The sequence below is a fragment of the Hahella chejuensis KCTC 2396 genome (genome assembly GCF_000012985.1).
GTDB lineage: Bacteria > Pseudomonadota > Gammaproteobacteria > Pseudomonadales > Oleiphilaceae > Hahella > Hahella chejuensis.
In genome coordinates this window covers 433,648-457,111 of record NC_007645.1, presented here as the reverse complement: position 1 = coordinate 457,111, position 23,464 = coordinate 433,648, and the positions used below count along the sequence as shown (strand labels likewise).

Here is a 23,464-nt window from a genome sequence, read left to right as displayed (position 1 = left end):
GGAAGCGGTTATTCAGACTTACTGGCGCAACTGACGCACAGCTCTGCGAAAGGCAATACCTGCAGGCGGGATTCGGGAATATCCTCCCCGCACGCGACACAGACGCCATACTCTCCCTGCTGTAACCGTTGCAGGGCCTTTTTCACCTGATTGATCTCGATTTCCGTCTCGACTTTAAGCGCATTCAGCACGTCGTCGTTCTCCCGTTCCTGCGCCTGCTCCGCCGAATCCGCCGAATGCTCGGACGTGAGGTCGCGGGTGATGTCTTCCAGACGCGTGATGAGTACAGACAGGTGTTCGGACAATCTGTTCTTGATGTGGGACTGCTGCATAATCTCTCCTTCGCGATGCTTACGGTGGTATCCCAGGCTGGTATTGCTCTCCCTGGCAAGAATGTCATTTAACAGAATATATGGCTTGATTCGTCGCAAACCAACAAGTTTTAATTGCGATTTTGTTTCAACAGAGAGATGTCTATGGAAGTCATCGTAGCCTCCGTCAATCCGGTCAAAGTCAATGCGGCGCGCAACGGCTTCAATCGCTGCTTTCCCGGTTTGCAGATTCAGTGTATCGGCGCGCCAACCGAATCCGGCGTCGCTTCCCAACCCCTCACCGACGACGAAACCCTGCAAGGCGCCTTGAACCGGGTGCAGGCGGCGCGGGAAGTACATCCTTCCGCGGATTACTGGGTGAGCTTTGAAGGCGGCGTCGACCGGATTCGCTCACAACTGTTCGCCGTCGCCTGGGTGGCGGTGGGTCACAGAGACGACATCAGTTACGCGCGCTCTGCAGCGTTGCCGCTACCACAAGCCGTCGTCGAAATGATGGATCAGGGAATGGAGCTGGGAGAAGCCAACGACCGGTTATTTGGAACGCAGAACAGCAAGCAACAGACAGGCGCAATCGGACTGCTGACCCGAGACTTGCTCAGCCGCGAAAGCCTGTACGCAGACACGCTTATCCTGGCGCTGACCCGCTTCACGCTTCCCGAAGTCCGGACTTAATCCATCTCTTCCCGCACGGCCTTACTCTGACAAAGCAGAATCAGGCAAAAATCGGCGTGCAAATACGATGAATTCGCCGACACAAAGAAACCCGCCAAAACCCGGCGCAACGCCGGGTTTGGAAAAGCAAAAGACGCGCTTAGCGGCTCATTCTCCCACCCATGACGAGAGGGAAAGCGGCTGCTACAAAGCATCGCTCAGCAAGGAATAACAATCACCGCCAGACTATGCCTGGCAGGCGGTTATTTTCCTTACGATGACAAATTAATGGCGAGGTCTGAAATTACGCTTTGGCTTTTCTTCCCGGGGACGGGCCTCGTTAACTTTCATGTTACGGCCTTTCAGGTTGCTTTCGTTAAGCTTCTGAATCGCCTCTTCCGCCTGCCCGTTGTCGGACATTTCCACGAAACCGAACCCTTTGGATTGACCGGTATCTCTATCGCGGATGATATTGACGTTGCTGATATCGCCATAGGCCGCAAACGCTTCCCGCAAATCGTCTTCTGTTACCTGGTAGGACAGGTTTCCAACATAAATATTCATCTCACCATCTCATTATTTGTCACGAGCGCCTGTAGCAATCACACTGACGAAAACCAAACGCTCCAATTATCGTCAGTGACTAGCCAACCGCTGGCTAATTCGGTTGCAGGCCCGCTTTCGCGGCTGCGCACAATGCATACAAATCTGGAACAAAAGTGGCAAAACGTCAAATGATTTAACTATGGAACATTCCCATTTCCAATTGATGACATTTCGCCGACGTCAGCCCTTATTCGCCCGTGACGCATACGACAGCGTCAACTTACGCCGCCCCCTTCGCCAGGGGCGTCCAGATCCTTCAGCAACTTGATTTTAAGTAAGCACTTCCTCACCTCAAAGGTGCGGGTATAACCGGGGAAGTTGGGTTCATCCACCGGCACCGAAACAGGACCCGCCGCAGAAGTCAGCGTGACAGTGCGCCCTGACGCATTCTGCTCCGGCACGTTATCAAATTGGTATTCCTTGAAGCACAGGGTTTTCTCGACATCAAACCCTTTGGCGCCCTGCTCAACCGATAACTCTGCGGCGCGCCGAATGGCCAGTTCTTCCACTTCGACCAGTTCATACTTCTTGTAAGTTTCATAACTGACCTGATATCCCCCTTCCGGCAACGCAATTTCAGAATAACCATGGGGACGACCGTCTTCTTTCGCCATATAGTCCGGCAGTTTGGAAAATGCGGAGCAGCCGCCCAGTCCGGCGGTCAGAGATAAAGCTGCGATAATTAACGAAATTCGCGGGAACATTAGGGAATCTCCTTATCAGGAGATTCAATTTATCACAGCGGGAGAGGAATACTCAGACCCAGTTCGAAAATCTCGACTGGCGCACAAAAAAAGACCCGGCCATGAGGCCGGGTACGCGCAAGGAATAATTTGGAAGACGAGAGGATGATTGCGCGATTACCCTTTCACCCCACCTGCAGTGAGTCCACCCACAATCCATTTCTGGCAATAAAGAAAAATCAGCGTGATGGGAAGCCCGGACAGCACCGCCGCCGCCGCAAAATCTCCCCACAAATAGTTCTGCTCATAGAGATACTGCTGAGCGCCCACCGCCAGGGTCAGGTTGTTCACATCCAACAGCAGGATGGAGGCGATCGGGTACTCCATGATGTTCATGACGAAAGCGAGAATGAACACCACCGCCAAAATGGGCACTGACAGTGGCAGCAGGATGTACCTGAACGCCTGCCAGGTGGTGGCGCCGTCGACAATGGCGGCCTCCTCCAGGGAGCGGTCGATGGATTCGAAATATCCCTTGATGGTCCAGATATGCAGCGCCATGCCCCCCAGCGAAGCGAGAATCACCGCGCCGTGCGTATCAATGCCGAGCCAGCTCACGTGGTTGCCGATCTGATCAAACAAGGCGTACAGCGCCACCAGCGACAGCACCGGCGGGAACATCTGGAAGATCAGCATGGACTTCAGGATCACGCCCTTGAACTTGAAGCGCAGACGGGCGAACGCATAAGCGCTGGTGGTGGACAGCAGCAGGATCAGCGCCGATGAGATCACCGCGATCTTGATGGAGTTCCACAACCATAACAACACCGGGAACGGCGGCTGCAATACAGTCCCGTCCGCCTGGGTATAGGGGATGCCCAGGGCCAACGCCCAGTGTTCCAGAGAGGGATGCTCCGGCAGCAGACTGCCGGTTGCGAAGTTGCCGGTGCGGAAGGAGATCGACACCACCATCAGCAGCGGGAACAGGATGATCCCGATAAAACACAGCAGTCCAAAGTGGGTCGCCCAGACCCGATAGCGCACTGAACGCGGCTGCACCATCGCCATAATAACGCTCCTATACCTTTATCTTGGACAACTTGAGGTTGATCAGCGACAGCGAACCCACCAGGATGAAGATCACCGTGGCGATCGCCGCCGCCAGACCGAAGTTCTGTCCGGAATCCTGGAAAGCGATACGGTAGGTATAGCTGACCAGCAGGTCGGTGGTGCCCGCCGGCGTGGTGGCGCCGATGATGTCCGGCGCGCCGCCGGTCAACAGAGCGATCAACACGAAGTTGTTGAAGTTGAATGCAAAGCTGGCGATCAGCAGCGGCATCAGCGGCTTGATGATCTGCGGCAGCGTAATGCGGAACAGATTATCCAGCGGCGTGGCTCCGTCCATGGCGGAGGCTTCATACAGATCCCGGGGAATCGCCTGCAACAGGCCCATGCACAACAGCATCATGTAGGGATAGCCCAGCCAGGTGTTGACGATCAGTATCATGGTGCGCGCCAACGCCGGATCGCTGAACCAGTCCGGACGCACGCCAAACAGATTCTCCAGCACCAGGTTGATCTCGCCGAAGTTCTGGTTGAACAGCCCTTTGAACACCAGGATGGAAATAAAAGCGGGCACCGCATAAGGCAGGATCAGCATCATGCGATAGAAGCCTTTGCCCTTGAGCTGATCCCACTGCAGGATATTGGCCAGCACCAGACCCACCGCCAGAGTAAACAGCACGGTCATGGTGGCGAACGCCAGCGTCCACACGAAGATCTCAATGAAAGGTCCGCGAATACTGGGATCAGTCACCACCTGCACATAGTTCTCCCAGCCGATGGTGACGGTCCAGCCTGGGGACAGGGTTTCGCCCTGAGGGCCTTCGTAGAAGCCGATGTCCTGATTCGGCGCATACACCACGCCGGTCTGCTGGTTCACCAGACTGCCGTCGTCGCGCAGGCCATACAGCGACTGCATGGGCGCGAAATTACGCAGCCCCGCCAGACTCAGGGAAGCGCCGCCCTCTATATTGACGGACAGGCTTTTCAGGTCTTCTTTCAGCTTGATGACGTCTTTGATCGCCAGGGGTTGTGCATCCGGGGCCGCCTGCTCGGCGGGAGCCACCGCCAATGCATTGTTCTGCAGTTCGGAGAAGCTGAATGGCGCGGACGCCCAGCTTTCTCCGGCAGGGCTCTCCAGACGCATGACAAACTTATCATCCGTTGGATAGAGCTTAAAATCGTATCTTTCTTCACCCGTCTGAAAACGCTGGCTGAGCAGCTGCTCAAGAACGCGTTCCTGAGACAACAGATTACTGGCGCTGTAATTGGTGAAACCTATACCGACGGTGTACAACAGGGGAAAAATAATAAACGCCACCATGCCGGCGATGGAGGGATAAATATAGCGGTGTGCATAAGCTTTCGGACTGCTGAAGATATAAGCGGCCGAACCGATTACCACCAGAAACAACAGCGCGAAGGCGGTCTGGTTCTGGGCGTATAGCGCGACAGTCAGATAAAGAGCCAATAACAGTACGGCTCCGACCGCCGCCCACTTGAAAACTGCTTTTGTCATGGGTCGCTTGTTATCTACAACAGGTGACGAAAGGGCGTGAGTTAGCATGTATATAGCCCCTATTGCTACGTCTGATCAATAATGGTCGTGCATGTTCCGGCTTAGCCGAAAAAGGTCGCAACGATTCCGGCGGGACCGGAAAGTGTTTGCGTTGGCCGCGGGCTCATCCATGAACCCGATTGACGGTCTTAGCGAATGATACGCTTCGCCGCCATGTCCAACGCTTCATCCACTGTCTGTCTGCCAGAGGTGATGTTCTGCAGCGCAGGCCCCATGGAGGACCAGAAAGCGCCCATTTCAGGAACGTTCGGCATGGGCTCGCCCATTTCCGCATTCTTGAAGGTGGCGGCGATATTCGGGTCGACGGACAGTTCCTTCATAAAGGCCTTGTTGGCCACCGCGCCCAGAGGCACGTCATCGTTAACCATCTTCAGGCCTTTCAGGTTCAGCATGTAGTTCTCGATGAACTCAATCGCCAGCTCTTTGTTCGGACTGGCGGAGTTGATCGCCGCCGCCAGCACGCCGGTGAAAGGCTTGCCGGGCTCGCCATTGATGGAAGGAATGGTGGTCACGCCAAAGTTGATCCCACTCTTCTTCAGGTTGCCCCAGGCCCAGGGACCATTGATCATCATGGCCACTTCGCCCTTGTTGAACTTGGACTCCATGACGCCATAGTCTGCGCCTTTCGGCATCATGCCCTGATCGATCAATTGCTTGATCAGGTTCGCTGCGGTTTTGGAGCCAGGGTTGTTGACGCCAGTGTCCTTCACGTCATAGCCGGCGCCGTTCTTTTTAAAGGGATAACCGCCATTGGAAGCGAACAGAGGCCAGGAAAAGTAGGTGTTGTTGTAATCCCACAGGATGGCGCGCTTGCCGTCCGCCGCCAGTTTTTTGTCCAACGCCATAACGTCTTCAAATGTAGCGGGAGGAGTGGGAACCAGGTCTTTGTTGTAAATCAGGCCGACCGCTTCCAGCGCGATGGGATAACCATAAACTTTGCCGTTCCAGCTCACCGCGTCCCAAGTGAAATCGACGGTTTCGTCTTTGATTTTCTTGGAAGGATTCAGGGGAGAGATCAAACCGGACTTCGCCCATTCGCCGAAACGGTCGTGGGCCCAAATGAAAATATCAGGCCCGTTGCCGGTAGCGGCGGCCTGTTGGAATTTATCAGTGACATTATCAGGGTGGGCGACGCTCACCTCGATGCCGGTATCTTTCGCAAACCAATCGCCGACTTGCTGTAGTCCGTTATAACCTTTGTCGCCATTTATCCAGACAACCAGTTTCCCTTCTTCAATATCGGCCTGCGCGCTCGAAACCGCTCCGGCCGACACTAGCAATGAGGCTGCGACTGAGCCGACAAGCTTTCGCCAAGCTTTCATTGTATTACCTCTCTGTGGGTTATTGTTGTTGTCCACAAGCCATGTGGGGGCATTATGTGTTTAGGGATACTCCGCCATATGAGTAAGATCCGCATCATCCCTATTTTTAATCCCATAGGCGTATAGGGGGGGAGTAGACTCATCCCCCTAATTCCACCTACTCTCCCGCCGTCTATTCTGCTTCCATTAGGGTCTGTTGAAGACGCCTGAACGTCATCTGGTCCGCCCATCCAAGAATAAAACAAGAGGTTTCCCAACATGGCCAGACCCCGTGTGCTGCTACCCGCCCTGTCTCTATCGACGCTCCTCACCGCTTGCGCCAGTCAACCGCGATCCTCTGATCCAGCGAGCTGGGTGCAGATAAACGGCGGCGCGCCGGTGCGGCTGTTTTTTGAAACGCCCCAACCCGGCCAGAGACTGGCTTACGGCGAATTTGAGCCCGGCGAGTACCGCTTGCGCTTCGGCGCAGGCGAAGCAGAGGCGGAGCCAGTCAGGTTGTATCGAAAAGTGGACCTGGAGCCGGATCTGCATGGGGATTACATCCTGCAAATAGAAACCGCCGGCGTCTACCAGATTTTGCTGAATCAGGGGGATGAGCCGCATTTTCGCGTCATTAAGCGCGCCGCGCCCAAACCGGCCGAAGTAAAAAATACGACCGCCCAGGCCACATCGACCGGGGTTTGCGCTCCCGCCATAGAAGAGCAAAGCATTCAGGTCGCGCCAGTCTTCAAGGAGGGAGAGTGGGTGCGGGACTTCTACTCCGGCCGGCGCGCCCAGGTCATAGACGGCAAGATCAGTCTGACGCCCGCCGCCGACAGCGAGGGCTTGATGCTGCTGGAGGCGGACACAGCGACGCCACAACCCTTCACCTGGGATAACGCCACCGTCTATTTCGCTCTCACCGACCGCTTCGCCAACGGGCGCACGGATAACGACCACAGTTATGGCCGCAAGGCGGATGGCGCAGAGGAAATCGGAACCTTTCATGGCGGCGACTTCGCCGGCCTCACCGCCAAACTCGATTATCTGCAGTCTCTGGGCGTCAATGCGCTGTGGGTTTCTCCTCCCTTCGAGCAGATTCACGGCTGGGTGGGCGGCGGAGATCGCGGCGATTTCCCTCACTATGGCTACCATGGTTACTACATCCTTGATTTCACCCGTCTGGACGCCAACATGGGCACAGAGGCGGAGCTGAAGACATTGATTGAACAGGCCCACAAACGGGGCATTCGAGTGCTGTTCGACGTCGTGATGAACCACCCCGGCTACGCCACCCTGCAGGATATGCAGGATTTCGGCTTCGGCGGCCTGTTCGACGGTTTTGAACAATACCTGCCGCCACGCTGGGGCGACTGGAAATCCAGCGGTAATGAAAACTTCCACGGCTATCACGCCAACATCAATTACGACCACGCCAAATGGGCGGACTGGTGGGGCCGCGACTGGGTGCGGGCGGGTATTTATGATTACGACAGTCCCCCCAACGCAGGCGTCGACCCCATCAAAGGTTCGCTGGCGTTCCTGCCGGACTTTAAAACCGAGTCCGATCAGACCGTCTCCCTTCCTGCTTTTCTGCGCAGCAAGGCCGATACCGGCGCCCGTGATCTTCCCAACGCAACCGTCCGCGACTATCTGGTCAGTTGGCTCACGAAGTGGGTGCGCGATTACGGCCTTGACGGCTTTCGCGTGGACACCGTCAAACATGTGGAGCCGGCGTCCTGGCTGATGTTGAAGCGAGAAGCCGCCGCCGCTTTGACTCAGTATCGCAGCCAGCATGGAGAAAGCGAGGGCTTCAGTGATCCCTTCTGGATGGTGGGCGAAGTATTTCCTCACGACGTCAGTAAGAGCGCCTATTTCGACGCCGGTTTCGACGCGGTGATCAACTTCGATTTCCAACGCAAGCACGCCCGTCAGGGCGCTGACTGCCTATCCAATCTGGAGCCGGTATACAACGATTACGCAGAGAAACTGAACAAAGATCCTGATTTCAACGTCATGAGCTATATCTCCTCCCATGACACGCAATTGTTCAGCACCCTGGCCAGGCAATCGCCGGAGTTGCAAAAGCGTGTCGCCGCCGCGTTATTGCTGGCGCCGGGAGCCGTGCAGATTTACTACGGCGACGAAAGCCTGCGGCGCTTCGGCCCCACCGGCTCCGATCCCAGTCAGGGAACCCGCTCCGATATGAACTGGGCGGATATCGACGCCGGCGCCGTGGACGCCGTACTCTCCCATTGGCGCAAGCTTGGCCAGTTCCGCCACCGACACGCCGCCATTGGCGCAGGCCAACATCAGAAACTCAGCGAAGCGCCTTATGCGTTCGCTCGCACTCACGGCGAAGACCGCGTCATCATTGTCTCCGCAGAAAGGGGACGTTAGCGCCCTTCGCTTCCCTCCCGGCTCCGACGGAAGCAAGACCTTCCGTCGGAGCGGCTAAAAAACCTTACAAATTGCCGCTGATTAATAACCAAGTGGTAATCCCCTGGGGGGAGTTTATGGTCTAGAATGTCCATTACCCCCCGCCGATCCCAATTTACTTATCGGGCGTATTTGCAGTATCAACAGAGCCTAAGGAGCGCAGTTATGCAATTAAGCGATAAAACCCCTACCCGATTGGTCCAGGTTTCATTATTTTTCTCCGCCGCACACTTCCTGTTTGGCGGCGTGACTTGGTCGAACATCCTCCTGTTCCTGGTCTTCACCGGCACCGTCTATATCTCCACCAAGTTGTTCATTATCCTTCAGCAACTACAGATGGCGACCGTTACGGACCTCAGCGAACTCAAGTTATATCTGATGGGCGCCGCCGTGTTGTTCATCGGCATCGCCACATTCGCCTACTCCTACATGTTTGGCGTGTTTTACCTGTTCATCACCGGCGTTTACTTTATCTCGCCCTATGATCGCGCCTGGTTGGCGGGCAAATCACGCATGGTGGTTTACGACAACAAAGTGGAATACCGCGAAGTCTGATTCTGACAGGCCCGCCCGAGGTCAAACAACTTCAGCTGGCGGGCCGCATCCTCTTGCGAGAGAATGCCACAGGCGTTAGCGTGGTGACTCAACCGTTTATAAATCATCAACATACGCCAGAAGGAACAGACCATGAAAATCCTGGGCATTCTGGGCGGAATGAGCTGGGAGTCGACCCAAAGCTACTACCGCCTCATCAATCAGGGAGTTAAAGACGCCCTGGGCGGCCTGCACTCCGCCAAACTCCTGATGCATAGCTTTGATTTTGCTGAAATTGAGCGCCTGCAGGCGCAACAAGACTGGAACAGCCTCGCCGAAATGCTGGCGGAAGCCGCCGCTGGCCTGGAGCGCGCCGGGGCCCAGGCCATGTTGATCGCCACCAACACCATGCATAAAGTAGCGCCGGAAGTAGAGAGACGTCTCACTATTCCTCTGTTGCACATCGCCGATGCCGCTGCTGACGAGCTACAGCGCAACGGCCATAAAAAAGTGGCGCTGCTGGGCACCCGCTACACCATGCAGTTAGACTTCTACAAAACACGTATTCATGACGCCACCGGCATTGCAGTGATCACACCGGAATCGGCGCAACAGGAAGAAATCAACCGCATCATTTATGAAGAACTGTGCCGAGGCGAACTGCTTCCTTCATCCAGAGATTTCTATTATCGCGTCATTGAGAACCTCGCCAGTCAGGGCGCGGAAGGCGTGATACTGGGATGCACCGAAATCGGCTTGCTGGTCAGTCCAGAAGACTGCGTCATTCCGCTCTATGACACCACGAACCTGCATTGCGCCATGGCGGTAAAATGGGCGACTGCATAAAACCTGCCCTCGTTCTGACGCTAGCCTTGTTTCTCAGCAGCTGCGCCGCATTGCGTGAAGATCCCAGCGACTGGCTGGGGAAAGACAAGATTGCGCACTTCACCGCCTCCGCCGCAATCGCCGCGGCAGCCGCCGATCAACTGGACAGCGGCTCTCGCAGCGATTGCGGAAGCGCAGCGTTAAGCGTGGGAGTCGCCATGACGTTCGGCGCGGGAAAAGAATATTACGATGAAAACTATGCAGGGAAGTACTGGAGCTACAAGGATATGGCGGTCAACTTGTTAGGCGCCTTGACCGGCGCGCTGGCCGCATCAAGGTGCCTGTAAGCCTCACGCCAGATTGACGCAAGGCCGCTGGATCAGGCGACGCAGTGGCCGCGAGCCGCTTCCAGCAACGCATACCAATCAGTTCGAGACATCTCATGGCCAACCCCGGCCAAGGCGTCATTAATGCGGGATTCACGCAAAGAGCCCAATACCGGCAATGGCCGTCCGGGAATACGCTTCAGCCAGGATAAGGCTAATCCGGTCTCAGACACGCCAGTTTGCGCCGACATGGCGGCCAAGGCGTCACCCAACGCGGGAACCCGCGAGAATCCGCCGCCGCCTAATGGAGACCACGCCATCGTCTGCACCTGGTCCCGCCGCAGAGCGTCCATGGTTCCATCAAACAAAGATTGGTTCGCCAGCAGGGAAAGCTCTATCTGATTGCACAGCAAAGGAGCATTCAGGTGGTCCGCCAGCAGACGCCAGTGTTCGGGCAGAAAGTTAGACACCCCGATGGACTTGATCTTGCCGGCCATCAGCAGGTCCTCCAGCGCCCGCGCCGTATTCTCCACCGGCATCAGCGGGTCTGGGCGATGCAGCAGGAAACAGTCGATGCTGTCCACTTGCAGACGACGCAAAGAGTCATCCACACACGCCATCACATAGGCGGCTTCCGTGTTGTAATGCTTCACGAAGTCAGAGGAACCGTCCTCGGCGGGAGGAACGATGTCGCACTTGGAGATCAGGCGCACATGCTCCTTCAATTCCGGAGCGGCCTGCAACGCCAAACCAAACAAACGTTCACATTCGCCGCCGCCGTATATATTGGCGTGATCGAATACTTTCAGCCCCTGCTCCAAGCGCGCCTCAATCCACGCCGCCAGCGCGGACGCAGGACAAAGTTCCGGATAATCCAACAGGCGCATCATTCCCAACGCCAAAGGAGCCGCTTGCAGCTCCGCCCGCACCTGATCCACTAATGCACCTCTTGGTTTTTCAATGCTTCCGCTGCGCCGAGCAGCCCGGTGTAAGTTTCCGTCACCACATAAACAGGAATGCCGCCGAGATAATCGCGCATCCGGCCTTTGTCTTCAAAACACTGGCGGAAATCGCTGTCGCGGAAAAACTCAATAAAGCGGGGAATAATGCCTCCACACACGTAAACGCCGCCGAGCGCGCCCAAAGTCAGCGCAGCATTGCCCGTTACGCGTCCGAAAATGGCGCAGAACAGTTTTAATGTCTTATGAGCGATAACGTCACTGTTCGCCAGCGCCGCTTCCGTGACTTGCGAAGGCTGCGTATGCGCCGGCTCTACGCCATCGATCTCGCATAGACTGCGATACAGGTTCAACAAGCCTTCGCCGCACAGAATCCGCTCAACGGATACGCGCCCGAAACGCTCTTTCAGGATTCGCAGCACACTGATTTCCACTTCATCCGTCGGCGCAAAATCAACATGACCGCCTTCCGTGGACAACGGAGCCCAATCCGTCATGGTGCGCACGAGACCAGACACGCCCAATCCTGTACCAGGACCAATCACCAATCTGGCTGCGCCGTCTTTGCCCTCACCGCCGCCGACTTTCTGCAAGCGCTCGTCCGCCACGTGCAGAGTGCCAAGGGCCATAGCGGTGAAATCATTAACGTACTTGAACGTATCAAAGCCCAAACGGGCCTGCATGTCCGCCTTGTTGAAAGTCCAGTGATTGTTGGTCATTTTGATAGTGTCGCCGTGCACCGGACAGGCGAACGCCATACAGGCTTCATGAACTTCAGCTTCTGGATGATGGGCCAGGTAATCCCGCACCGCTTCATCCAGATTGGCGTAATCATTACAAGGAAGCACCTGGATGTGCTCCAGCTCGAAACTATCCCGGGCCACCAGCGCGAAACGCGCATTGGTGCCGCCAATATCGCCCACCAGGGCGTATTGCGCTTTACTCATCGACGCTACTCCAGAAACTAGACGCGCCAGCTTCCGCATGGCTGGCTTGACGGCGCATCATACCGAACAACTCGCGGCCATAGTCAAGTTCATTCGCGCTCAGATTCGCCGTCGCTAACGGACGGGCGTCGAACTCTTCCGCAGGCGTCAGTATCTCCAATACGCCTTTACGCGCGTCCAGACGCACTAGATCGCCATTGCGTACTCTCGCCAGAGGACCGCCGTTAGCGGCCTCCGGATATACGTGGATGGCCGCCGGCACTTTGCCGGAGGCGCCCGACATGCGTCCGTCCGTCACCAGCGCCACCTTGAAGCCCCGGTCCTGCAACACGCCCAGGTAGGGCGTCAGTTTATGCAGCTCCGGCATGCCATTGGCTTTCGGGCCCTGGAAGCGCACGACCACAATGCAGTCTTTATTCAGTTTGCCGCTGCTGAAAGCGTCGCCCAGGTCGTTTTGATCGTCAAACACCACCGCTGGCGCTTCCACCACCCAGTGCTCTTCCGCCACCGCGGACACTTTGATGACGCCGCGTCCCAAATTGCCGGACAACACCTTCAGGCCGCCATTGGGGGAAAACGGCTCCGCCGCCGAGCTCAGTACGGCGGGATTGAGAGTTTCCGCCGGCGCGTCTTTCCATACCAGTGCGTTGTTCTGCAACACCGGTCCTTGCGCATAGCGGCTCAGGCCCTTGCCCACGACAGTTTCCACATCGTCGTGCAATAGACCCGCGCCCAACAGTTCCTTAATAAGGAAAGGCGTTCCGCCCGCTTCATGAAATGCGTTCACATCCGCCTGACCATTCGGATAAATCCGCGTCAGCGAGGGGACCACGTCGGAAAGTTCTGAGAAATCGTCCCAGTTGATAATCACTCCCGCCGCCCGGGCAATCGCCACCCAATGCATAGTGTGGTTGGTGGAGCCGCCAGTAGACAACAAGGCCACCAACGCGTTAACGATGGTCTTTTCGTCCACCATATCCGCCATGCCCAGAGTCCCGCCATTGGGCGCGGACAAGCGCACCGCCTGCTGCGCCGCTTCTTTGGTCAGCGCCTCCCGTAATGGGGTGTTGGGATGAGTAAACGCCGCGCCAGGCAGATGCAGGCCCATGACCTCAACCAGCAACTGGTTGCTGTTGGCTGTGCCATAGAAAGTACAGGTGCCCGGGCTGTGATAAGACTGGCTTTCCGACTCCAGCAGTTCATCTTTGCCCACTTTGCCTTCGGCGTAGAGCTGACGAATACGCTGCTTCTCTTTATTAGGCAGGCCAGACGGCATTGGACCTGCGGGAATCAATATAGAAGGGAGGTAACCAAAGCTCAGTGCGCCGATCAACAGGCCGGGAACGATCTTGTCGCAAATACCTAATAGAAGGACGGAGTCGAACATATTGTGGCTGAGCGCAATCGCCGTGCTCATGGCGATGGTGTCGCGAGAGAACAGACTCAGCTCCATCCCCGGTTGCCCCTGCGTCACGCCGTCGCACATGGCGGGCACGCCGCCGGCGAACTGCGCCACGGAGCCCATTTCCCGCACCGCATTGCGGATTACTTCGGGATAGGTTTCGTAGGGCTGATGCGCGGAGAGCATGTCGTTGTAGGCGGAAACAATTGCGACATTGGCCTGATTCATCAGACGCAGCACATCTTTATCCGACTGCGTACAGGCCGCGAAACCATGCGCCAGATTGCCGCACGCCAGGGTTTTGCGCTGCGGCTTATTGTTTTTCAGGTTCTCCATGCGCTGCAAATAGGCTGCTCGGGTGGCTTTGCTGCGCTCGATAATGCGTCGGGTAACTCTGTCTACAGTCGGGTGCATAGCTGATCGCTCTTTTATATGTTCGTCTGTTTGTCCCAATAGTACGCCGGGCGGCTGCGCTGATACGCAGGTAACTCCAAGCCTGACGAGGAAAAAACCAATTATTTGGTAATATTACAAGATTAATTGATCAAAATCACGACATGACCGTACCATTACGGAAATTATTTTGTTATATTTACTACATGTGAAAACAAAAAATTCCCCACCTGGAGGATTGGCATGACGATTCGAGTTGCTATTAATGGTTTTGGTCGCATTGGACGCAACGTTCTCCGCGCCCTTTATGAAAACAACTATCGCAAAGACATTCAGGTAGTCGCTATCAACGATTTAGGCGACGCCGCCATCAACGCTCACCTGTTCAAGTATGACACAGTTCACGGGCGGTTCTCCGGTGAAGTCAGCCATGACGAAGAGTCCATGACCGTCAATGGCGACCGCATCTCCATCAGCGCGCAAAGAGACCCTAAGCTGCTGCCCTGGAAAGCCCTGAACGTAGACGTGGTCTACGAGTGCACAGGCTTCTTCACCAGCAAGCCCAAGGCCATGGGTCACATTGAAGCCGGCGCCAAGAAAGTGATTATTTCCGCTCCCGGAACTGAAGTAGACGCCACAGTGGTTTTCGGCGTTAACGAAAATGTTCTCAGCGCGGACCATCAGGTGATTTCCAACGCATCATGCACCACCAACTGTCTGGCGCCGGTCGCTCAGGCTCTGCAGGCGGCGGTAGGCATTGAAAGCGGCCTGATGACAACGATTCATTCTTATACTAACGATCAAAAACTCACTGACGTATACCACTCGGACCTGTACCGCGCGCGTTCCGCCACCCAGTCCATGATCCCCACCAAAACCGGCGCCGCTGCGGCGATTGGCCTGGTGTTGCCGGAACTGGAAGGCAAACTGGACGGCATGGCGGTCAGGGTCCCCACCATCAATGTTTCTCTGGTGGACTTTTCTTTCATCGCAGGCAAAGACACCAGCAAAGAAGAAATCAACCAAATCATGCGGGAAGCTGCTGCGAAATCAGCAATTCTCGACTATAACGAAGAGAAACTGGTATCGGCCGACTTCAACCATTCGGCGTTCTCCAGCATCTTTGACGCAGGCCAAACCAAAGTTAAAGGCCGCCATGTAAAAGTCATGGCGTGGTACGACAACGAGTGGGGCTTCTCCAACCGTATGCTGGACAACACGCTGGCTCTGATGAAGGTCGCCAGATAATCCGGTTCATACGAGAGGTAGAGATATGTTACGTCGCACCAAAATAATCGCCACACTGGGTCCAGCCACCAGTTCACCTGAGGCGCTGGAGTCCATCATCAAGGCGGGAGTCGATGTTGTCCGGCTCAACTTTTCCCACGGCGAAGCCGCTGAGCACATCGCCCGTGCGGAACTGGTGCGCGAACTCGCGCGCAAGCAAAATCGTTTTGTCGCCATTCTTGCCGACTTGCAAGGCCCCAAGCTGCGCATCGCTCGATTTGTCGACGGCAAAGTCACCCTGACGCCAGGCCAGCGTTTTGTACTGGACGCTCGCCTGGATAAAGAAGCCGGCGATATTGATCGGGTCGGCATCGACTACGAACAGTTGGTGAATGACGTCGCCGCCGGAGACACTCTCCTGCTGGATGACGGTCGCCTGGAACTGGAAGTCGAGCAGGTTGTCGGACTGGAAATTATCTGTCGCGTGATTATCGGCGGCAAACTGTCCAACAACAAAGGCCTGAACAAGAAAGGCGGTGGACTTTCCGCCAACGCGCTGACGGATAAAGACAAAGCGGACATCAAGACCGCCGCCAAGCTGGGCGCGGACTATGTCGCAGTCTCTTTCGCACGCACCCCGGAAGACATGCACGAAGCGCGCGCGCTGCTGAAGGCGGAAGGCTCTAACGCCAGCCTGATGGCCAAAATTGAACGCGCCGACCTGGTTCATAATCCCGAACAACTGGACGCCGTTATCCTGGCCTCCGACGCGGTCATGGTCGCTCGTGGCGACCTGGCGGTGGAAATCGGCGACGCGGAGCTGGTTGGCGTACAGAAACATATTATCGCCAGGGCCAGAACCCTGAACCGGGTAGTGATCACTGCGACGCAAATGATGGAGTCCATGATCAGCAGCCCCATGCCGACTCGCGCGGAAGTATCCGACATCGCCAACGCGGTGCTGGATTACACCGACGCAGTCATGCTGTCCGCCGAGTCAGCCGTGGGTCAGTATCCGGCGCAGGCGGTGGAAGCCATGGCGCGGATCTGCGTTGGCGCGGAGAAACATCCGTCCACGCATCAGTCCAAACACCGTATTCATGAGGGAATGGCCCGCATTGATGAATCCATCGCCCTGTCGGCGATGTATGCGGCCAACCATCTCAAAGGCGTGAAGGCGATTATTTGTATGACGGAAACCGGCGCTACGCCGCTGTTGATGTCGCGCATCAAATCGCCCCTGCCGATTTACGCGTTCTCGCGCCACCATGAAACCCAGCACAAAGTCGTTCTATACCGCGGCGTGCAGACCATTCCCTTCGATTCGGATCAACATCCCAACGAAGAGATCAACCAATTGGTGGTGAACGAGCTGGTGAAACGCAATGTCGTGACCGACGGCGACCTGGTAATCCTTACCAAGGGCGACTACGTCAACGCACAGGGCGGCACCAATACGATGAAGATCGTGCGCGTAGGCGGTTCTATTCAGTAAGGATGAAGGGTCCCAAACGCTTTTTATCCACTTTAGCAGGAGGCCGCGTCTAACCCGGTCTCCTCATTTTCGATCACACTCTCGCACTCGCAATCTGAGTGATTTAGCAGGGTTCCGGAGTCCCCATTCCACCCTGCTCTTTTTTTGCCTGCAATTTGGGTCTGCAAGCGCAATCTCCTCCACAGCCGTCTTCGCATCCTCCGTCGCCGCCAACGGATGAAAACGAGTTTAAGTTTGCTTTGCGGGCATTTTTTTGTCGACAATCCTGCTATGGTTGTAGGCTGAGATCCGGGAAAAATGTCGCATGCGGAAGGGAGGCATGAAACAGAGAGACGACGCTCATGGCGTCCGCATAGGCGCTTCAGGATGGTCTTATACTCACTGGCGCGGCCCCTTTTATCCTCAAGATCTGCCTGACGGCGAAATGCTTTCATACTATTGCCGTCACTTTGACGCGGTGGAGCTCAACAGCTCGTTTTATCACCTGCTCCCGCAGCGGACATTGCTGCAATGGCGCGACGCCACCCCTCCCGACTTCTTATTCAGCGTCAAAGCCAGCCGGTATATCACTCATATGAAAAAGCTCAAAGACCCTGAGCGTCATGCGCCTCCTTTATTGGAGCGCATCTCTGCCCTGGAAGACAAACTGGGCCCGATATTGTTCCAACTACCGCCGCATTGGCGCTTTAACGGGCGGCGGCTGAAAGAATTTCTACAAGCGCTGAGCCGGGACTTCCGTTACGCCTTCGAGTTCCGCGACCCAATCTGGTATACGCAAGAAACTTACGACCTGCTGGCGGATTACCGCGCGGCGTTTTGTATTCATGATCTGAACGGTTTTCTGGCGCCCGTGAAAGTAACCGCCAATCTGATCTATCTGCGGCTCCACGGACCCGACGGGGCGACCAGGGCGAATATGACGAAGCAGGGCGCGCGCCCAAAAAGCCATGCAATTGCGGGCCGTGTTGACGCAAGGCTAAACAGGCTGGCCCAGGACTAGAAAAGCGGCGCGCAGCGCCGAATTCGCTCCAGACCGCCATATCTCCACTGAGAGCCCGGGTTGAGATAAAAGCAATGTGTTTCAAAAAGGGAGTGTTTGATCATGTTTAAACGTTGGCGCCTTCCCCTCCCAGGCCATCTCCTGAGACAGGCTCTCGGGCAGGTTCGCCAGGAGTCCATCTATGGTCCCTGGCTGTTGTTGGAGTTGCGTGAAGGCGGCCGCAACTCCCCGGAATTCCTGCGCAGCCTGGAGCGCGAACTCGTAGAGTCCGGGCATTGCCTGCACGCCTGGTATATCCCGGAATTGGACCGTCTCGCCGTCAAGCGTGCAAATGCCGGCGAAGAAAGCCGCAAGGCGGCGCTGGAGACGGTGGAAAAGCTGGAGCGCTCCTACGGGCTGCATCGTAACCTCTTCGCAACGGACACGCGTTTTCCGGAAGAAATGACCATCCGCTACCGGGCGTTGCTGGAGCTGGGCCTGGATCTCTCCGCCATGGGCGCGGGGATGACGTTCGGTAAAGTCAGCGGCCGTACTTTTCGCTTTTTCACAGACCTGTCCGCCGTCAGCATTTTACTGGAGCAGACGTCGCCATTGCGCAAGCCGCTGGATCATATGCTTGGTTCGGAAAACACCGAGTTGCTGTTGCGTTTTATGAACGCTGTCGGTGAGTCCTTCAGCCATGGCTGGTCGGGCTCGTTGGTGGACATGGCGCTGCGCTTGCAGCAATGGCGCGCGGAAGAAGCCCGCCAGCAATCCTGGGATCAACTGCGCGACGCCTGTCTGCAGCAGATCGAGCAACTGAGGCGGGGAGCGGAGCCTGCGCCTCAGCGCCCCCGGCCATTACCGGACGGGCCTATCGAAAAATATAAAGATACGGCGGAAAAGCTGGCGCTGGCGGCGTTCAGCGCTGGGATGGCGTTCACCCACGACCTGACGCAGTCCGCATCGACCTTTTTCTCTTCTCTACCACGCCCGGCTCACCGCGGACGCAAAGCATTCTGCCTGGCCCTGGCGCAACGTATGGCGAAGGCGGACATTCTGCTGCTGGAAGAGCCGTCGGTTCTTGAGCGTCTGGATCGCATTGACCGAGTGGCGCTGGATGAAGAATTGTTCCGTACTCAACGCCCGGCGGTAACCGCCACCCGCCACAGCGGCCGGCATCGCACGCCGGTGGCGGTGCTTGACGGACTCCTGACGGAGCCCGCTGTCGAATGGAAAGGCCGCACCTACCAATGGCGCACACCAGAACAGGAACAAGAGGTCCCCCCACGCCTGCGCGAATGGTGGAGGGCGACCTCCCAGCCACTGGACAGCCTGCGTATAGTGACTCGCGATAATCGCATCTGCGCCGCCGTCCTGGTACAGGAGGTGACCGACCATACCCTGGAATCGGTATTGTCCAGAATGCGCGCCCTGGAACTAAAAGTGACTGTTTTGAACCCCGACAAGGAGCCGGTCCGCGAGCGTATCCGTGAATATCAACGCCGCGGCGAGTCGGTGATGGCGATCGGAGGCTCCGCGTTGCTGCCGGAAGCCGATCTCGCGGTCGGCTTGCTTAAAGAAGGAGAACCCTGGCCCTTCGGCGCCCATATATTGACGTCTACGCCTCTGGATACGATATGGCGGCTGCTATCCGCTATCGCCCAGACCCGCACAATGGCGGCGCAAAGCGTGGAATTGGCCAAGATCGACGCTTTCAGCGGTTTGATCCTGTCGCTGGAAAAAATGGACCGGCGCATGCTTAAACGGGTGCGTCTGGCCGCCAGTCTGGCCTCCCTCTGCGCCATGTTGAACAGCTATCGCCTGGCGCGAAACGTATCTGAACTGCCGCTGAGTCTGAGACATGACAGCACGCCCTGGCACGCAATGGACGCGGAAGCCGTATTGGAACGACTGCAACAGCGGGAGCCGCTGCCTGTGGCGCTGGAGCAAAGCGCCGCGCCGCAACCCCTATGGCGGTTATGGCTGGAGGAAATGACCACTCCCCTGGTTCCGATACTGCTCACTGGCGCAGGGCTGGCGATATTTACCGGGGCGGTCGGAGACGCGCTGCTGATTGGGACCGTGGTAGGTTTGAATGGGTTGATAGGCGGATTGCAACGCCGCAAGACCGAGCAGCAATTGCAACAATTAGGCATGAGCGCCGCGCAACTCTATACCTTCCAGCGCGGCGAAGAGTACCTGGAAGGACCAGCGAAAGCGTTGCGCCCCGGAGATGTGCTGACCCTCACCGCAGGCGATGTGGCGCCGGCGGACGCGCGTATATTGAAGGCTGAGGCCTTGGAAATGGATGAGTCCTCGCTGACGGGAGAATCTCTGCCGGTAAAAAAACACACTGCGCCCAGTTTCAGTCCCAACCTGGCGGAGCGCTCGTCCATGCTGTTCGAAGGCGCCACCGTGGTGCAAGGGACAGTGGAAGCCGTAGTGGTGACGGAGCGCTCCCGCTCCGAAGCGCGCCGCAGCCATTACTTGACGGAGCCCCCCAGCAATGGCGTGGAAAAGCGTCTGGATCAGCTCACTGACATGACGCTGCCTATCGCCGCTTTCTCCGGCATCGCCCTGTTGCTGGCGGGACTTTCCCGGCGACGACCGGTGAAGGAAGTGATAGGCTCCGGCGTCAGTCTGGCGGTGGCGGCTGTACCGGAAGGCCTTCCAATTATGGCCACCCTGGCGCAGTTGGCTTCCGCCAGCCGCCTTGGAGAAAAAGGAGCCCTGGCCCGCAATCCTCGCGCGATCGAGGCGCTGGGGCGCATGACCGTATTGTGCGCAGATAAAACCGGCACTCTCACTGAAGGCTCGCTGGCGCTCAGGTTGGTGGCCATCGACGAGGAAATCGTCTCCGTTGAGGACCTCAACGATCTCGCCCGCGAGGTGCTGCTCATCGCAATGCTGGCCAGCCCGCACGGCAGCGGTGACGAAGACACTGCGCATGTCACCGATCGCGTGATCGGCGAAGCGGTGTTGACTCATGCTCCCTCCCTGCGCGAAGCGATGCATGAGTGGAACCGCGTCAAAGAGATGCCGTTCAAGTCCGAGCGTGGTTATCACGCCACACTGTACCAACAGGACAAAAACAAACGCCTGTGCGTCAAAGGCGCGCCGGAAATTGTGCTGGAGCGCTGCAACCGCTGGCGGCAGCCGGATGGCCGTATCACCGTCCTCGACGACGAAAACCGCAAGAAGCTGACTGAACTGGCCTATTCGCTGGCAAGCCGCGGCTATCGCATTCTGGCGGTGGCGGAACGTCCGGCGCGCAGTCTTACTCTCAACCGGGACAAAGTCTCACGCCTCATATTTCGCGGCTTTCTGGCGCTGGCGGACCCGGTCCGCGAGAGCGCCAGAGACGCTCTCAATCTGTTGCGGGAAGCCGGCGTCAAAGTAAAAATGATTACCGGCGACCATCCGGTGACGGCGGAAGCCATCGCCCGCGACCTGCATATGGACGGCCGCGACGCCGTGCTCACCGGAGCTCAGATAGATGCTATGGACGATCAGGAACTGGCGCAGACGGCGTCGCAGGTATCCGTGTTCGCCCGCGTTTCTCCCGCGCAGAAAGCGCGCATCGTCACCGCTCTGCAGAGCTGCGGCGAAGTGGTTGGCATGACCGGAGACGGCGCCAACGACGCCGCGGCGATCCGGCTGGCGGAAGTCGGCATCGCCCTGGGCGCGGAGTGCAGTGTGGCCGCCCAACAAGCGGCGGACCTGTTGGTGGTGGATGGCCGTATAGAAACCATCGTCACCGCAGTGCTGGAGGGACGCGCTTTATGGACCGCCGTGCGCGATGCAGTAAGCCTGATGGTCGGAGGCAATCTGGGAGAGATCGGCTTTACCTTGATCGCCGGGCTGCTGGAAGGACGCTCGCCATTAAATGCGCGGCAACTATTACTGATCAATCTATTGACCGATTCCGTCCCGGCTCTCGCAGTAGCTCTGCGCAAACCCACCAAATTGAAAGCGCGCCAGTTATTGGAAGAAGGCCCGGAAGCATCCCTGGGCGTCGCGCTGACCCGGGAAATTCAATGGCGCGCAGGCTTGACCGGCGGCGTCACCGTCGTCACCTGGGCTGTCGACCGTCTGCTGCGGGGACCGGATCATGCGTCGACCGTCGCTCTGCTGACGTTGATCGGCTCACAACTCACGCAAACCATTATGGCCGGCAAAGGCTCGCGCAAAGTCGCCTTGGCGTCGATCAGCGCTGCGGCAATGCTGGTGGCGATAGTGGAAATTCCCGGTTTGGCGAGAGTGTTCGGCTGTGTCCGTCCAGGCGTCACCGGCTGGCTCAGCGTAATTGCCTCGCTGGGCGCCTCCCTGGTGGGCGCAAAATTCCTGCCGAAGCTGGAGCAAGCAAGTGTGGAGGCGGAGCAGGAAATCGCGGAGAAAGTGCGCGACTGGCTGACGGAAAACAATGTCGAGACGCAGAACGTCGAGGCGAAAGCGGGATAAGGGGGCGCTTACGCGAGAAAGGCGGAAAGCTCTAACGCCCGGTCCAGCCCCCTGATTTTACTTTTGCGCTTCCCCGCGTTTCCTCAGACGTAAGCGAATATCTCCGCCTCCAAACCGCTCCAGCGCCTGACGCACAACACACTCTGAGCGCATAAACGGGCAAACAAAGTCAGTAGGCAGGCGGCCTAACAATAGTTTTTCGCGTATCGCTTTATGCGCCCTGCAAATATGAAAACGCTTGTCGAACACATCCAGGTAAATCTCATGATTCACCAAATACTCATAGAACTCTCTGTTTGGGTAATCCAACTCCAACTCTGCATCTTGCTCATTTTCTTCATGCAGCCTGCTAACGACCAAATATTCCCTGACGTTGGCGATAGTCTTCTGCAAAGGCGAGTCTGCATCTCCCTGCCAAAAAGCAATAATTTCGCTTTGTAAAGAATCGCCCAATCGAGCCCACCAATCCTCAACCTCCCCGTGCCTTGCTGGAACCACACCCTCAAGAAAAAATAAGGGCGCAGACGTACTGCTTTTCATGATCTCAATCTCCTCCACAACCGCCTCCGCATCCTCCGTCGCCGCCATCGCTATCTCCGCCGCCGGCGCAACCGGAGCCGCAGCCAATATGACTGGCGCAATAGCCCACGCCGCCCGGACCTTTGCAGTTGAGGCTGTAGACAAAGCCATCAGGAATCTGTAAATCGTGATCCATTGAGAAAATCATCGGTAATCGGTTTGGGTTACGACGATCAATGCCTTCCTTATGGCAGGCCAACCGCCATGCGGTCTTGATGCCGCTCTGCGCCTGGGTGGGGCTTTGCATGGCTTCGGCGGGCGTATGATGTAAAAACCGGCCGAAACACTTCTGGCAAAACTGCTCGTAAGCGCGGGTGAACAATATGAACTCGTGCCAAGCCACGTCCACTGCCTGCGAGGGCATCGCCACCATGCGCCGACCGCCAAGCTGGCAGAGCGCAAAATACTCCTTCAGCCCCGTCATAACCATCTCTAACTGCGAGTCATTCAGATGCTGGTATTTGTTCTGGACTTTGCTCTTTATGCTACGGGGAAACTGAAATGCCTGCAGGGCTTGTCGTCGCGCCCGACTAAGCAGCACACGATAGAGTATAAAGACAATAACCGCTCCCGCCGCCAACCACCCCATGACGCTTACCTCTTACGTTGAGGATAGGACGAAGCCTCCTGCGTCGCGCCTTCCCGTTTTAATGAATGACAAGAAAAGTTTAGACGTAGCTT

At 56.9% G+C, this 23,464-nt stretch carries 20 protein-coding genes; 9 read left to right on the top strand and 11 right to left on the bottom strand.

Features of this window, described 5'->3' with window-relative positions:
- Window positions 1-8: 8 nt before the first annotated feature.
- Window positions 9-332, bottom strand: coding sequence for a TraR/DksA family transcriptional regulator (locus HCH_RS02035; protein WP_011394434.1), 324 nt, complete (start codon window positions 330-332; stop codon window positions 9-11).
- A 144-nt stretch (window positions 333-476) separates the two neighbouring features.
- On the opposite strand from HCH_RS02035, the gene yjjX reads away from it, so the two are divergent.
- Window positions 477-1,004: an inosine/xanthosine triphosphatase gene (yjjX, locus tag HCH_RS02030; protein WP_041598360.1), complete on the top strand. Its 528-nt coding sequence runs from the start codon at window positions 477-479 to the stop codon at window positions 1,002-1,004.
- A 264-nt stretch (window positions 1,005-1,268) separates the two neighbouring features.
- On the opposite strand, the gene HCH_RS02025 is transcribed toward yjjX, so the two are convergent.
- From HCH_RS02025 to malE, 5 genes are all read right to left on the bottom strand, one after another.
- Window positions 1,269-1,547, bottom strand: a complete 279-nt coding sequence (locus tag HCH_RS02025) for an RNA recognition motif domain-containing protein (protein ID WP_011394431.1) — start codon at window positions 1,545-1,547, stop codon at window positions 1,269-1,271.
- Between the two features lie 257 nt (window positions 1,548-1,804).
- A complete protein-coding gene (locus HCH_RS02020; protein ID WP_011394430.1) occupies window positions 1,805-2,293 on the bottom strand; it encodes a CC0125/CC1285 family lipoprotein in 489 nt (162 codons plus the stop codon).
- A 156-nt stretch (window positions 2,294-2,449) separates the two neighbouring features.
- Complete coding sequence (malG, locus tag HCH_RS02015) at window positions 2,450-3,340, bottom strand: maltose ABC transporter permease MalG (RefSeq protein WP_011394429.1); 891 nt, start codon at window positions 3,338-3,340, stop codon at window positions 2,450-2,452.
- 10 nt (window positions 3,341-3,350) lie between these two features.
- Window positions 3,351-4,901 (bottom strand): maltose ABC transporter permease MalF, encoded by a 1,551-nt coding sequence (gene malF, locus HCH_RS02010; RefSeq protein ID WP_011394428.1) that lies wholly within the window; start codon window positions 4,899-4,901, stop codon window positions 3,351-3,353.
- Between the two features lie 140 nt (window positions 4,902-5,041).
- The gene (gene malE, locus HCH_RS02005) at window positions 5,042-6,235 is read right to left on the bottom strand and encodes a maltose/maltodextrin ABC transporter substrate-binding protein MalE (RefSeq protein ID WP_011394427.1); all 1,194 of its coding nucleotides are present in this window, start codon (window positions 6,233-6,235) and stop codon (window positions 5,042-5,044) included.
- 258 nt (window positions 6,236-6,493) lie between these two features.
- On the opposite strand from malE, the gene HCH_RS02000 reads away from it, so the two are divergent.
- The 4 genes from HCH_RS02000 (at window position 6,494) to HCH_RS01985 (ending at window position 10,359) form a co-directional block, all read left to right on the top strand.
- The gene (locus HCH_RS02000; protein ID WP_011394426.1) at window positions 6,494-8,614 is read left to right on the top strand and encodes an alpha-amylase; all 2,121 of its coding nucleotides are present in this window, start codon (window positions 6,494-6,496) and stop codon (window positions 8,612-8,614) included.
- A gap of 204 nt (window positions 8,615-8,818) precedes the next feature.
- A complete protein-coding gene (locus tag HCH_RS01995) occupies window positions 8,819-9,208 on the top strand; it encodes a hypothetical protein (protein ID WP_011394425.1) in 390 nt (129 codons plus the stop codon).
- A gap of 132 nt (window positions 9,209-9,340) precedes the next feature.
- A complete protein-coding gene (locus tag HCH_RS01990; RefSeq protein ID WP_011394424.1) occupies window positions 9,341-10,033 on the top strand; it encodes an aspartate/glutamate racemase family protein in 693 nt (230 codons plus the stop codon).
- Window positions 10,018-10,359 (top strand): YfiM family lipoprotein, encoded by a 342-nt coding sequence (locus HCH_RS01985; protein WP_011394423.1) that lies wholly within the window; start codon window positions 10,018-10,020, stop codon window positions 10,357-10,359. Before HCH_RS01990 ends, HCH_RS01985 begins: the two co-directional genes overlap by 16 nt.
- A 32-nt stretch (window positions 10,360-10,391) precedes the next feature.
- Here HCH_RS01985 and HCH_RS01980 read toward each other — a convergent pair whose 3' ends face one another.
- The 3 genes from HCH_RS01980 to edd are packed head-to-tail and all read right to left on the bottom strand — an operon-like array spanning window position 10,392 to window position 14,060.
- A complete protein-coding gene (locus tag HCH_RS01980; RefSeq protein ID WP_011394422.1) occupies window positions 10,392-11,276 on the bottom strand; it encodes an aldo/keto reductase in 885 nt (294 codons plus the stop codon).
- Window positions 11,276-12,244, bottom strand: coding sequence for a glucokinase (locus tag HCH_RS01975; protein ID WP_011394421.1), 969 nt, complete (start codon window positions 12,242-12,244; stop codon window positions 11,276-11,278). Before HCH_RS01975 ends, HCH_RS01980 begins: the two co-directional genes overlap by 1 nt.
- The gene (gene edd / locus HCH_RS01970) at window positions 12,237-14,060 is read right to left on the bottom strand and encodes a phosphogluconate dehydratase (protein ID WP_011394420.1); all 1,824 of its coding nucleotides are present in this window, start codon (window positions 14,058-14,060) and stop codon (window positions 12,237-12,239) included. The genes HCH_RS01975 and edd overlap by 8 nt, the downstream gene beginning before the upstream one ends.
- A gap of 222 nt (window positions 14,061-14,282) precedes the next feature.
- Here edd and gap point away from each other — a divergent pair, with 222 nt between their 5' ends.
- From gap to HCH_RS01950, 4 genes are all read left to right on the top strand, one after another.
- Window positions 14,283-15,287 carry a type I glyceraldehyde-3-phosphate dehydrogenase gene (gap, locus tag HCH_RS01965; protein WP_011394419.1) on the top strand — a complete coding sequence of 335 codons (1,005 nt, stop codon included), beginning with the start codon at window positions 14,283-14,285 and terminating at the stop codon, window positions 15,285-15,287.
- Window positions 15,288-15,312: 25 nt separating this feature from the next.
- Window positions 15,313-16,761 (top strand): pyruvate kinase, encoded by a 1,449-nt coding sequence (pyk, locus tag HCH_RS01960; RefSeq protein WP_011394418.1) that lies wholly within the window; start codon window positions 15,313-15,315, stop codon window positions 16,759-16,761.
- Between the two features lie 319 nt (window positions 16,762-17,080).
- On the top strand, window positions 17,081-17,761 hold the full coding sequence (locus HCH_RS01955) for a DUF72 domain-containing protein (protein ID WP_158304917.1): 681 nt from the start codon (window positions 17,081-17,083) through the stop codon (window positions 17,759-17,761).
- Between the two features lie 102 nt (window positions 17,762-17,863).
- Window positions 17,864-22,204: a cation-translocating P-type ATPase gene (locus HCH_RS01950; RefSeq protein ID WP_011394416.1), complete on the top strand. Its 4,341-nt coding sequence runs from the start codon at window positions 17,864-17,866 to the stop codon at window positions 22,202-22,204.
- A gap of 57 nt (window positions 22,205-22,261) precedes the next feature.
- Here the strand turns inward: HCH_RS01950 and HCH_RS01945 are convergent, their stop codons facing one another.
- Together HCH_RS01945 and HCH_RS01940 are read right to left on the bottom strand one after the other, a co-directional pair.
- A complete protein-coding gene (locus HCH_RS01945; RefSeq protein WP_011394415.1) occupies window positions 22,262-22,792 on the bottom strand; it encodes a hypothetical protein in 531 nt (176 codons plus the stop codon).
- The gene (locus HCH_RS01940) at window positions 22,749-23,372 is read right to left on the bottom strand and encodes a glycine-rich domain-containing protein (protein ID WP_011394414.1); all 624 of its coding nucleotides are present in this window, start codon (window positions 23,370-23,372) and stop codon (window positions 22,749-22,751) included. Before HCH_RS01940 ends, HCH_RS01945 begins: the two co-directional genes overlap by 44 nt.
- Window positions 23,373-23,464 lie beyond the last annotated feature (92 nt).